Here is a 13,048-nt window from a genome sequence, read left to right as displayed (position 1 = left end):
ATTGAAGATGGGTATGATGAAACGACAAGATGTCGAGTTGCTGGCACCTGCTGGTGATTGGGAGTGTATGCGGGCGGCAGTGGCCAATGGGGCCGATGCTGTTTTTTTTGGTGTGGAGAAATTCAATGCTAGAGCAAGAGCGAATAACTTTCATACGGACGAGCTGCCGGAGATTATGGCTTTTCTTCATAGCTACGGCGTTAAAGGGTTCCTCACGTTTAATATCCTTGTATTCGAGGAAGAACTCGGCGAAGCCAAAGCACTGATAGAAGCTTGTATCGACGCAGGAGTTGACGCGGTTATCGTTCAAGATCTTGGGCTCGTGAAGCTCATTCGTGAGATGTCTCCGGACTTTCCGATTCACGGCTCGACGCAGATGACGATTACGTCGCCAGAGGCGGTTGAGTTTACGAAGCCCTTTGATATCGAACGGGTCGTGCTTGGACGCGAAAACAATCTCAAACAAATTAAAACGATCGGCGAGCAGGCGAAGCTGCCGATGGAAGTGTTCGTGCATGGCGCACTGTGCGTCTCTTACTCAGGCCAGTGTCTGACGAGCGAAATGTGGGGCGGTCGTTCCGCCAACCGCGGCGAATGCGCGCAAGCATGCCGTCTCCCGTATGACTTGATGGTCGATGGCGAGCAGAAGCCGATGGGCGATGTGACATACCTGCTATCGCCGAAGGACCTTGCTGCTGTGGAGCTTGTGCCTGAGCTGATCGAAGCGGGCGTCACGTCCTTCAAGATTGAGGGACGACTAAAGAGCCCGGAATATGTCGCGAATGTAGTTAGCAAGTACCGCCGCGCGATTGATAAATATTTCGATGGCGACCGTTCTGCTCCGTCGAAGGAAGAGATGCGCGAGCTGCAGCAAAGCTTCTCGCGTGGATTTACACACGGTTTCCTTGATGGCACGAACAACAAGATGCTCGTGGAAGGGACTTTCCCGAAGAGCCGCGGCGTTTACCTGGGCCGTGTCGAGAAGATTCTGCGCGATGCGGTTGTTTGCCGGATCGAAGTGCCGGTGAAGCGCGGCGACGGTATTGTGTTCGACGCTGGCGACCCGACGAAGAAGGAAGAGGGCGGCCGCATCTACGACATCCGCCGCCAAGGCACGAAGCTGGAAGGCGAAGCGCAAGAAGGGCTTGTCATTGAGCTTGTTCCAGGGCGAAATGACGTAGATCTGCGCCGTGTGCATGTCGGCGACCGCGTATGGAAAACAAGTGATCCTGCTCTAGATCGGCGCTTGCGCGCTTCGTTCGAGACAGAGAAGCCGTACCGAGTCTTCCCGCTGCATGTGAAAGTGACAGGAGAGCTCGGACAGCCGCTTCATACCGTATGGACGGATGTGGAGAAGGGCAATACGGTAGAGATCAGCTCCGAGCTGGAGCTCGAACAGGCTCAAAAGCGCCCAATGGATAGCGCTATTCTGGAAGAGCAGCTCGGTCGTCTTGGCGGCACTGTCTATCAGCTGGAGTCGCTTGACGTGGAGCTGAACGGAGATCTAATCGTGCCGATGCGCGAATTGAACCGGATGCGCCGCGAAGCGGTAGAAGCATTGGCTGGCGAGCGTCCGAAGCCTCCGGTATATATTAAACACGAAGTCGATATCAATGACGACGCTCGCGGTAGCGAGATCAGGCCGCAGCAGCCGTCGAATGCAGCAAAGGCGAAGCTGACAGTGCTCTGCCGTAGCCTTCCTCAGCTGGAGGCCGCTGTGAAGTCCGATAAAGTTGACATGGTATACGCCGACTTTGAATTTATTAAGCAGCTGCCGGCTGCGATGGAGCTGGCGCGGAGTGCTGGCAAGTCAATCGGCCTTGTAACGCCGCGGATTCATATGCCGAATGAGAACGGCTACCATGCGAACATCCTGAAGCTGAAGCCGGATGCGGTGCTCGTTCGCAACACAGGCGCGCTCTATTACTACTTGCGCGCAAGAGCTGCGAAGCCGAATGAGACATTCCCGGAGCTGATCGGCGATTTCTCGCTGAACATTGCGAACCATAAGGCGGCGAATCTGTTCCTGGATGCAGGCTGCAGCCTCGTCACCCCTTCATATGATTTAAATGTGCAGCAAATGTTCGACCTGTTGCGCCGCAGCGAAACGTCGAGGATGGAAGTCGTCATCCATCAGCATTTGCCGATGTTCCACACGGAGCATTGTGTCTATTGCACCTTCCTTAGCGAAGGCACGGACTTCACGAACTGCGGACGTCCGTGTGAAGAGCATAATGTCTCGCTGCAGGATCGGATCGGCATGTCGCATCCGGTTCGCGTCGACGAAGGCTGCCGCAATACGGTGTACAATGCGATCGAGCAGTCTGGCGCGGAGTACATGAAGCAGTTCGGCGAGCTGGGCATAGCGTCGTTCCGGATTGAATTCCTGGAAGAGACCGCTGATAAAGTGAACGAAGTTATTGATTTATACAGCGATGCGCTCGCAGGGCGTATTGGCGGAACGCAAGTATGGCGCAGCTTGAAAGCCATCAATCAGCTTGGTGTCACACGAGGCCAACTGGTTAAATAATGGACAGAACTAGAGGGGCCGATTATTCGGCTCCTCTTTTTTGCAACCCGGCAGGCGCGGCAATTTCTAGCAACAGGGAGGGATTTAGGAGATTGAAGGCGAATAGGTAGTAAAGGTTAACGTCATATAATGTCTATACCCTAAAGCATTATTTTGGACGTGAGGCTGCCTGAAATCGCTTGGCAGCTTAACAAAGAAGCATGGTGAGGAATGACCAATGAATCAAAAAAACGATGGAACAACGATTGTGAAGCAGGATAATTGGCTTATTGAGGTGCTTAAGGCGGAGCAGGCGATACTGGATGGAAACATGCCCGCCACACAGCTTTTGCAGGCCATTCCGGCCGATATACGAATGAAATCTCCGCTGCTGCTTCGCGCAGAATGCGAGGAGGGCTTATTGAATGGCCGCTTGATCGAGACGAAGCAGATGCTGGAAACGGCGCTGCGAGGCTTCGCTGCGCAAGCGGATGAGTCAGCGATGCTGACGATGATGGCGATGCTCGGCCTGCTGTACATGCAAGTCGGCGACCGGCAAGAAGCGGGGCTGTTCATGGCTCAGCTTGCCGAGGAGTGGCACCGCACGCCAGAGCAGTGCAGCGGCTTTGTGCCGTGGGCGCTGGCCCGCGCCGCGGCTTCGATTGAACGGGTTACAGCGGAGTACGCTGCTGAAGCGAATCGCTTGTTCCAGGCATCGGCTGAGCGGTTTCGCGACGAGGGCAAGCAGGACTGGGTGGGCTTTGTGCTGCTGGAACGGAAGCTGTTCGACGGATCAGCAAGCGAGCAAGCGGATTGGCAGCTATGGATGAGCTGGCTCACGCGCCACGCATCTGATAATTCGCATGGCGCGGCTGTCGCCCGCGTGCTGACCGCAGCTGAGCTGAGCGAGTCCTTGTGCAGCAAGCTGCCGGCTCGCTACGCCTACTTGAGTCAAGCTATTCTGTTGGATTCGCCGCCGGAGCTGCCGCCAGCGCTAGCGGCTGACCTCGAATGCTGCATCTATGCGGCAGGTGCGAGGATCAGGCAGATGCTGCAGGATCGCCAGCTAGTACAGGCGGAGCAAGCATTCGGACAGATGGACCACATGCGCAAGCTCATGTCCACGCCTTCTATTGAACAGCTGACAGTGCAGCTGGCAGCCTCTCTCGCAGCGGCTGGTTTAGCAGAAGTAGCAGCGCCGACAGTGACCGAGGAACTCATCGATAACCACATTGCTATCGAAGCGCGAGAGGAAACGGCAAAGTGGCGTGTGCGGCTGTTTAACGGTATTAACTTTACAGCGATGGATGGCAATGTATTCGAGCCAAGCTGGAAGCGTCGCAAGGCGGGAGAACTGTTCGTCTATCTGCTCCTACAACCCAACTACCGCGCAAACCGTGAGCAAGTCATTGATCGAGTTTTCGGCGAAGGCGATCTATCCAAGCGCTCCAATCAGCTGTATGTGACGCTTCATGATTTACGCTCATCGCTGAAGGAGCAGGGCATGCCGGAGGACATCGTCTTTGCGAAGCGGGGCATTATCGGCATGGCCGAGTACGCTCTTGAAGCGAATGATGTGGAGGATTACAATACGCTGGCCAGAATCGGCGATCAGCTGTGGATGGATGACCGTGAAGAAGCTAGCCGATTATACGAGAAGGCTAGAGTGCTCTATGGACTGCTTGGCACGGAGCTTCCTCACGCAGAATGGCTTGAGCGCGTGCGGGAGCAGCTGCTGGACCGGCAGACGAATATGATTAAGCGGCTTGCCGCTTATTATGGCGAGCTGCTTGACGAGGCACGGGTAGAGCAGTGCCTCGCGGATTGGATCGCGCTTCGTCCTGATCAGGAAGAAGCGTACGAGGCAATGATTATTCACTGCTTACGCGGGGAACGGAGAATCGAAGCGATCGGCTGGTACCGGCGGCTGGAGCGGATTTGCAAGGAAGAGCTGGGCAGCGAGCCGCTAGAGGACGTCAGGAAACTGCTATGGATATGACGGGCAAGGACCAAGTTCACCAGGTTCACCAAGGGGCAACTGTCGGCAAGCCGCGCTACAGCGGCTATATGCTGCTAAGAAGGCTGCTGTTCGTCTATGGCATTGTGCTGCTAGGCGGACTAATTATTTTGCAGGCGGAAACAATGTTGGTAGATCCATCGACTTCTGCCGGTCTTCGTATTCCGCAGCTGGGCAATCTGGCTTTCGCCGTACTGCTGGCAATCGTGATGGCGGGATACTCGGCTTGGCGGATGAAGCCAGTCATGAAGGAGCTCGATCAGCAATGTAAGATGGGCTGCACCGGATTGACGAATAAGTCGCTTCACCGGCTGTACCGGATGCCATACGAGCTGCTCATCAGCATAGCTGTCATCGGCGTAATGTACTCCGGCTTGTACCATGCAGGAGAACTTCAAGGCGGAGGCATATGGTTGCAACTGCTTGGTCAAATGGCAGGGGAACAAAGCTTGTTCATCTCGCTGGCGATTGTGCTCTTTACTACAACGAGGCGCATATTCAGGCCAGTCATGCGCTTGCAGCCGCTGCCGGATCGGTTTGACGGGCGAACCTCAATCGCCCAGCCGATCATTCTGACCTTCGCGTGTACGATGCTGGTGACAATCTTCAGCTTGCTGCAGCTGGTGTTCATGACAGCGAGGCCCCAAGAAACAATCGACCCATACAAGCTCGGCTTAATCGCTGCGTTTTATTTTATAATGAGTGTCGCTTTATTCAGCTACGTGACGATGCAGTTCAGACAAGAGCTGCGCGGCCTTATCCGCGACATTCGCGGGCTAGTGGCTGGACAAGGCTTGCCTGGAGGCGTGGTGCCTGCCATTTTGCATGATGAAGCAGGTGAGCTAGCCGTTGCATACAACGAGCTGCAGAACCGCATCAGCCGCGAATACGAATCGCTGGAACGCGAACTGAAGATGGCTTACAATGTACAGCAGAAGCTGCTCCCTCCGGGGGATCTAACCATTGGCGCTTACAGAATTACAGCGCGTTGCCAGTCGTACCGTGAGGTTGGCGGCGATTTCTTCGACGTCGTTTCGCTCAGTCCAAACCGTTTTGCCGTCATGATTGGCGATGTCTCTGGCAAAGGGCTGCCTGCAGCGCTTATTATGTCTGCTCAGCTCCTTATTTTCCGATCGGAAATTCGCCGTAACGGCAGTCCATCCGAAGTGCTCGCGCGAATGAACAGGCAGCTGTGCGAAGCGATGGGGGAAGAGGGCTCCGTCTCTATCGGCGTTGGTGTTATTGATCTAACGACAAATGAAGTGCAATATGCGAGCGCGGGGCACTTATCGCCTTATATCATTACGCAAGATGGCCGCGTTCAAGCAGTGGCATGCAGCTCGCTTCCAATCGGTATAGCCCCGGACGCTGCATACGAGGAGATCTGTTTCCAACTGAACAATCGCGACCGCTTCCTTCTGTACACGGATGGATTAATTGAGGCCATTAATGAAGAAGGACACATGTACAGCTTCGACGGATTAGAGGCGGAGCTTGCGACATGGAAGCCTGAGGAGGACTTAACGGATATCGTGGACAATTGGCTTGTCCGAATGGATCGCGAATGCGGCTCTGGCATGGATGACCGGACGGTCGTTGTGCTGGAGCTGGCCGGCGAGTACCGCAGTTCACTGGCGTCCGCAGCTTCCTTTGATAACCCGTTTATGTCCCGAGAATGGGCCATTCGCAGCAAGCTCGGCGACGAGAGGCTCGTGGCGCTCAAGGTGGGCGATTGGATAAAGGAAAGATGGCCGAATTCCGATATATATGAAGATGTGCAAAGCGCCGTGTGCGAAGCGATGATTAATGCCATTGAACATGGCAACAAAATGCAGCCAAATGCGTATGTAACTGTAATCGCACAAATTGGCGGCATGCTCATGGTGTGCCGGGTGTACGATGAAGGCGGCGGCTTTTACCCGAAATTATCGCGGGATGAGGATGAGATGCGCAAGAAGCTGGAATCCGAGGACCCTCGCGGGTGGGGGCTTGTCATGATCGATACGCTTGCGGATTACTGGACGACCGGACGGGATGAGCGGGGCTTCTATACGGAGCTTTATTTCATGAGAAAATCACATCAAGATTCCGAAGAAGAGCAGGCTGCGCAGAAAGGAGATTGAATATGGCGGACCAGCCGTTTTCGATAGCATTACATAAGTTCCCCGGAGGCCTCGCGCTGAAGCTGGAAGGGGATTTGAGCAAATCGGCGGAAGCGAAGCTGCTTAGCGGTTTCGAAGGAGAGATGGAGCTTGGTAAGAGCATCCGTTTCCTGACGCTTGACCTGACGAAGGTCGATTACATAAACAGCGGTGGAATGGCCGTATTGATTCGGCTTGCCCGCATGGGCAGCAAAGCGGGGGTGCATACTTTCGCCTGGGGGATTACCCCGCACTACGAGAAACTGTTTCGCATGGTTGGCTTGACGGAATATATGATGATATATCCGAACGAGTTTGCCGTCATGCAGCGGATCGAAGCGCTTGGGCAATAGTCCGGGTGCGAAGGATAGATTTAGAAGGCGGAGGGCATTATGGAATTGCAATCGGCAATATTTAAGGAGTGGCGGCATCTGTTCAAGCTTGACCCGGACCGCGAGATTAGCGACGAGCGGCTCGATGCGATCTGCATGTCTGGCACGGATGCGATTATTGTAGGCGGTTCGAGCGGCATCACGTTCGATAACACGGTGGACTTAATGTCGCGTATTCGCCGGTATGAAGTGCCGTGCGCACTGGAAGTATCGAATGAAGAGGCGGCCGTACCGGGCTTCGATCATTATTTTATACCGCTCGTCCTGAACACCGATAAGGCAGAATGGATGGCTGGCCGGCAAATTCAAGCTTTGCGAAAGTTCGGGGCGTTCATTCCGTGGGAAAATACTTCGGCAGAAGGCTATCTCATCTTGAATGCGGACGCGGAAGCGGCCAAGCTGACCAGCGCAACGTCGTCACTTGATGCAGAAGGCGTGACCGCGCATATTTATATGGCGGATCGGCTCATGCGTCTGCCTGTAATTTATATGGAATACAGCGGGAAGTTCGGCGACATGGAGCTTGTGAAGCGAGCGAGAAGCTTGGTCACTGGGGCAAGAGTATTTTACGGCGGTGGCATCGACAACGCGGACAAAGCTCGAGCGGCGGCGGATGCGGCCCACACGGTCATCGTAGGCAATATTATTTATGACGATTTGGAAGCGGCGCTCTCAACTGTAGAGGCAGTTCGTAGTGTCCAGCAAAAATAAATCAGAAGAACGGCTTCGTCAGCGAATCGCATCAATCGTGCAGTTCGCTCACAGGAGGCCGTTTTTATTTCGCTTAACCGGCCGGAATGTAATTGACACTGCCCGGTCGGTTGTCTAGACTTAGAGACAGGCGAACAAATGCGAACAAAGGAGCTTATTTACCTTATGTTGAATGAATTTAGCATCGACCAGGCTGTTCAGAAGCTGAACCCTCCGCAGCGCGCGGCCGTTCAAGCGACAGATGGTCCGCTGCTCATTATGGCAGGAGCGGGAAGCGGCAAGACACGCGTGTTGACGCACCGTATTGCTTACTTAATCCAGAAGAAGCGTGTAGCGCCATGGAGTATCCTGGCGATTACCTTTACGAATAAAGCAGCACGAGAGATGCAGCAGCGGGTGAGCGCGCTTGTCGGCAATTCCGGACAAGATATTTGGGTCTCGACGTTCCACTCGATGTGTGTGCGGATTCTGCGCAGAGATGTTAGCCGAATCGGCTTTTCGAACAATTTCTCCATTCTGGATTCGGCAGATCAGCTGTCGGTAATCCGCAACTGTATGAAGGATCTTAATATTGATACGAAAAAGTTCGAGCCCAAGAGTGTGCAGGCGGCGCTTGGTGGCGCGAAGAACGAGCTCATTACGCCGGAGCAATTCGAGCTGAAGATTGGCGATTACTTCGACGGTATCGTTGCTAAAGTGTACACTGCGTACCAGAAGCGGCTGAAGAACAACAACTCGCTCGACTTTGACGATCTCATCATGAAGACGATCGAGCTGTTCAAGGAAGAGCCTGATGTGTTGGCGTTCTATCAGAACAAGTTCCGTTATATTCACGTCGATGAGTATCAAGATACGAACAGAGCGCAATATATGCTTTGCAATATGCTTGCCAGCAAGCATCACAATATCTGCGTCGTCGGTGACAGCGATCAGTCAATCTACCGCTGGCGCGGCGCGGATATCACCAATATTCTAAACTTCGAGGAAGACTATCCGGAAGCGAAGACGATACTGCTCGAGCAGAACTACCGCTCGACGTCGAATATCCTTAACGCCGCTAATGCTGTCATTAAGCTGAATAGCAGCCGCAAGGATAAGAAGCTGTGGACTGATCAAGGCGAAGGTGACGCGATAACGATCTATCAGGCGGATACAGAGCATGACGAAGGCTATTTCGTCACAGGCGAGATTCGCCAGCAGGTGAACAAAGGGCGCAAGTTCGGCGATCATGCAATTCTGTACCGGACGAATGCCCAGTCTCGTGTTATCGAGGAAACGCTAATCAAGTCTGATATTCCGTACCAAATCGTCGGCGGCGTAAAGTTCTACGACCGCAAAGAGATTAAGGACATTCTCGCTTACCTGCGCCTGATCTCGAACCCTGACGATGACATATGCTTCCAGCGGATTGTTAACGTGCCTAAACGCGGCATCGGTGACACGACGGTTGCGAAGCTCGCGGATGAAGCGGGATTGCGCGGCATCTCCGTCTTTGCCCTGCTTGAGCAGATAGACTGGCTCGATGTGACAGGCCGCGCTCGTACGGCGCTGACCGAATTCCGCGATATGATTGATAACTTGACGCGCATGGTGGAGTACTTGTCCGTAACGGAGTTGACCGAGAAGATACTCGAGCTGAGCGGCTACCGCGAGGAGCTGCACCGCGAGAATACGCTGGAATCGAAAGCTCGCCTCGAGAACATCGACGAGTTCCTATCTGTTACGCAGGAGTTTGAGAATCGCAATGAGGACAAGTCGCTGGTTTCCTTCCTGACCGACCTCGCGCTAATCGCTGATATCGACTCCATGGATAAGGAAGAGTCTGAGAACGAAGTGAAGGACGCGGTCGTCCTCATGACGATGCACAGCGCGAAGGGCCTCGAGTTTCCGATCGTCTTTATCATCGGAATGGAGGAAGGCATATTCCCGCACAGCCGAGCGCTCAATGATAACGATGAGCTGGAGGAAGAGCGTCGTCTCGCTTATGTTGGGATTACGCGTGCGGAGAAGCGGCTCTTCCTCACATGCGCGCGGATGCGCACGCTGTTCGGGCGCACAAGCGCGAACATGCCGTCACGCTTCCTGCGCGAAGTGCCGGACGAGTTGAAGACGGAAGCCGGCCGCGGAGCGCGTTCAAGCGGCGGTGGCGGCATTGGCTTTGGCTCCGGCAGCCGTTTCGGTAGCAGCAGTAGCAGCGGCGGTTCTAGCTCGGGCAGCGGCTTTGGCTTCCGCAGCGGTAGCGGCGGTGGCGGTGCAGCGCCGCGTTCTGGCGCAGCAGCAAGCAGCAGCGGCGTACGCGTCAGCACGCCGATGGATGCCGCGCGTGCGGCTGGCGGAGGCGGAGCTGCTGCTGGTTCAAGCGGTGCGGCCGGTGGCGGGGATTTCGCGGCAGGCGATAAAGTGTCGCATGGCAAATGGGGCACCGGCACGATCGTGTCCGTGCGCGGTACAGGCAATGATAAGGAGCTGCAAATTGCGTTCCCAGCTCCGGTCGGGCTGAAGAAGCTGCTTGCAAGCTTCGCTCCGATTACGAAAGTATAAGCGACGAGAGGCGAGAGAGGGAGGGCGACAATGGCCACTGCCAAGGAAACGGGACAGAATGCGCGGATGCGCGAGCTTGTGGACCTCATTGCGGAGCATAATTATAACTATTACACGTTGGATAAACCGACAATCAGCGATATACAGTGGGACGAGCTCTATGATGAGCTAGTTCAGCTGGAGAAGGAGACGGGGCTTATTTTGCCGTATTCCCCGACTCAGCGCGTTGGCGGCGATATTTTGAAAGGCTTTGAGCCTCACCGTCATCTTGCTCGCCTGTGGAGTCTCGATAAGGCACAGGACAATGAAGATTTACTGGCATGGAATGCTCGCGTTATCAAAGCGGTTGCCGATTATAATGCGAAGAATCCGGACGTTACGCCATTGCCCGATCCAAGCTATGTCATTGAGCTGAAGTTCGACGGCCTCACGCTCAACCTCACCTATGACGGAGGTAATCTGGTGCAGGCGTCTACACGGGGCAACGGCGTCGTTGGCGAAGGGATTTTGGCGCAGGTCAAGACGATTCGTTCCATTCCGCTCACTATTCCGTTCACAGATGGACTGATTGAGGTACAGGGCGAAGGAATTATGAATCTGTCCGTTCTTGAAGCTTACAATGTGACAGCAGCAGAGCCGCTTAAGAATGCCCGGAATGCGGCAGCAGGCGCGCTGCGCAACCAGAATCCGCGAATTACGGCAGAGCGGAAGCTAAACGCGTTCTTCTATAATGTCGGCTATGCGGATGGAGTTTCTTTCGAGAATCATGAGCAGCTGCTCCAGTTCTTGCGAGATAACCGCTTCAAAGTGAATCCCTATGCCGCGTATTGTTCTACTATTGAGGAAGTGCAAGCGGAGCTTGAGCGCGTTGCTGCCGGCCGTAGCGAGCATGATTTCTTGATAGATGGCGCGGTAGTGAAGCTGACCGACATGCGTACGCGCGAAGCGCTAGGCTATACGGATAAGTTCCCGCGCTGGGCGGTTGCGTTTAAGTTCGAGGCGGAAGAAACGACGACGATTCTCGAATCGGTTTCCTGGGAAGTGGGCCGCACCGGCAAAATCACCCCGGTAGCGCGAGTCGAAGCAGTCGATCTTGCCGGCGTAACGGTACAGAACTGTACGCTCAACAATATGGGCGATATCGAGCGGAAGAATCTGAAGTTCGCTCTAGGCACCCATGTGTTCATTCGCCGCTCCAACGATGTTATTCCGGAAATTCTGGGCAAAGTGGATGAAGAGCCAGGCGGCGAGATCGTGACACCGACAGAATGCCCATCATGTGGAACTGCGCTTGAGCTTCGCGGCGCGCACTTGTTCTGCAACAACAAGCTCGGCTGCAAACCGCAGACGATTGGGCGCATAACGCACTTCTCCTCTCGTGACGCGATGGATATCGAATCGTTCAGCGCTATGACGGCGGAGCAGCTGTTTGATGAGTGCGAGGTGCGTGATCCAGCTGATCTCTATGCGCTAAAATATGAGCAACTGATCGATCTGGACCGTTTCGGCGATCGGAAAGCGAAGAAGCTGCTTGAAGCTCTCGATAAGTCTAAGGATCGCGACCTGGCAGCCTTCCTGTTTGCGCTTGGTATCCCGAATACGGGCAAAGCGACAACCAAGATGCTGGCTGATCATTATGGCAGCTTGAGCGCTATTCGTGAGGCAACTGTCGAGGAGCTAGTTGGCTTGCCTGACGTTGGTGGCATCGTAGCTGAGAGTATCTACAGCTACTTCAGAGACCCGGTGGCGGCGGACAGCATTGATCGGATGCTCGCACTTGGTGTGAAGGCAGAGGCGGAGCAGCAAGCACCAGTTCGTACAGACAGTATCTTCAGCGGCAAGACCGTTGTATTGACGGGCACGCTCTCAAGCATGACGCGCGATGAGGCGGCGAAGAAGCTGGAGGCAGTCGGAGCGAAGATTAGCGGAAGCGTATCGAAGAAGACCGACTTTGTTATTGCTGGCGAGAGCGCAGGCAGCAAGCTGACCAAAGCGCGCGATCTCGGAGTGACGGTTATTGAAGACGAAGTAGAGCTGCATCGATTGCTGGGCGAATAGATAGATATTATATAGAGGACTGTGACTGGCTGTGATGTCGGTGCAGTCCTTTGTCATTTTTTACAAGTTGCATCGTGCTTGTGGATGTGTTAAATTATTTCTTGTCGCTTCGAAAGACACACGCCAATACCAAACAACATTCGACAGAATGTGAAATTAAGTGTTGACATGGTCGACAAGAGCTGATAAGATGTAAAACTGTCACCGAGATAAACGTGACGGACAAGTTCTTTGAAAACTGAACATATGGATCACGTCAGATTCAACAATGATATACAAGCTAGTTTTTTGAATGAGCTAACAAGCGAATTCATTTGGCGCGAATGGCTCTGCCATTTCGCCTTTTATGGAGAGTTTGATCCTGGCTCAGGACGAACGCTGGCGGCGTGCCTAATACATGCAAGTCGAGCGGACCTTGTCCTTCGGGACAAGGTTAGCGGCGGACGGGTGAGTAACACGTAGGCAACCTGCCTGTAAGATCGGGATAACATTCGGAAACGGATGCTAATACCGGATAAACAATTCAGCTGCATGGCTGAGTTGGGAAAGACGGCGCAAGCTGTCACTTACAGATGGGCCTGCGGTGCATTAGCTAGTTGGTGGGGTAACGGCTCACCAAGGCGACGATGCATAGCCGACCTGAGAGGGTGATCGGCCACACTGGGACTGAGACACGGCC

7 protein-coding genes and 1 rRNA gene are annotated in these 13,048 nt (G+C 54.2%); all 8 read left to right on the top strand.

What is annotated here, in order from left to right:
* The first annotated feature begins 7 nt into the window (after positions 1-7).
* On the top strand, positions 8-2,530 hold the full coding sequence (locus AC0LWF_RS19410) for a U32 family peptidase (protein WP_474653336.1): 2,523 nt from the start codon (positions 8-10) through the stop codon (positions 2,528-2,530).
* A gap of 217 nt (positions 2,531-2,747) precedes the next feature.
* A complete protein-coding gene (locus AC0LWF_RS19405) occupies positions 2,748-4,508 on the top strand; it encodes an AfsR/SARP family transcriptional regulator (protein WP_474653191.1) in 1,761 nt (586 codons plus the stop codon).
* Complete coding sequence (locus tag AC0LWF_RS19400) at positions 4,499-6,649, top strand: ATP-binding SpoIIE family protein phosphatase (protein ID WP_474653190.1); 2,151 nt, start codon at positions 4,499-4,501, stop codon at positions 6,647-6,649. Before AC0LWF_RS19405 ends, AC0LWF_RS19400 begins: the two co-directional genes overlap by 10 nt.
* Before the next feature lie 2 nt (positions 6,650-6,651).
* Positions 6,652-7,020: an STAS domain-containing protein gene (locus tag AC0LWF_RS19395; protein WP_474653189.1), complete on the top strand. Its 369-nt coding sequence runs from the start codon at positions 6,652-6,654 to the stop codon at positions 7,018-7,020.
* 39 nt (positions 7,021-7,059) lie between these two features.
* Complete coding sequence (pcrB, locus tag AC0LWF_RS19390; RefSeq protein WP_474653188.1) at positions 7,060-7,770, top strand: heptaprenylglyceryl phosphate synthase; 711 nt, start codon at positions 7,060-7,062, stop codon at positions 7,768-7,770.
* A 165-nt stretch (positions 7,771-7,935) separates the two neighbouring features.
* Complete coding sequence (pcrA, locus tag AC0LWF_RS19385) at positions 7,936-10,311, top strand: DNA helicase PcrA (protein ID WP_474653187.1); 2,376 nt, start codon at positions 7,936-7,938, stop codon at positions 10,309-10,311.
* Positions 10,312-10,341: 30 nt separating this feature from the next.
* Complete coding sequence (ligA, locus tag AC0LWF_RS19380; protein WP_474653186.1) at positions 10,342-12,369, top strand: NAD-dependent DNA ligase LigA; 2,028 nt, start codon at positions 10,342-10,344, stop codon at positions 12,367-12,369.
* 343 nt (positions 12,370-12,712) lie between these two features.
* Positions 12,713-13,048, top strand: a 16S ribosomal RNA gene (locus tag AC0LWF_RS19375); the annotation flags it as partial.

The sequence above is a fragment of the Paenibacillus sp. sgz302114 genome (genome assembly GCF_056120345.1).
This window is presented reverse-complemented; position numbering and strand designations above follow the sequence as displayed.

Excerpts from the sequence above, each read along its gene's own strand:
- AC0LWF_RS19410 (WP_474653336.1), top strand. The coding sequence starts at position 8 with ATGGGTATGATGAAACGACAAGATGTCGAGTTGCTGGCACCTGCTGGT.
- AC0LWF_RS19405 (WP_474653191.1), top strand. The coding sequence starts at position 2,748 with ATGAATCAAAAAAACGATGGAACAACGATTGTGAAGCAGGATAATTGG.
- AC0LWF_RS19400 (WP_474653190.1), top strand. The coding sequence starts at position 4,499 with ATGGATATGACGGGCAAGGACCAAGTTCACCAGGTTCACCAAGGGGCA.
- AC0LWF_RS19395 (WP_474653189.1), top strand. The coding sequence starts at position 6,652 with ATGGCGGACCAGCCGTTTTCGATAGCATTACATAAGTTCCCCGGAGGC.
- pcrB (WP_474653188.1), top strand. The coding sequence starts at position 7,060 with ATGGAATTGCAATCGGCAATATTTAAGGAGTGGCGGCATCTGTTCAAG.
- pcrA (WP_474653187.1), top strand. The coding sequence starts at position 7,936 with ATGTTGAATGAATTTAGCATCGACCAGGCTGTTCAGAAGCTGAACCCT.
- ligA (WP_474653186.1), top strand. The coding sequence starts at position 10,342 with ATGGCCACTGCCAAGGAAACGGGACAGAATGCGCGGATGCGCGAGCTT.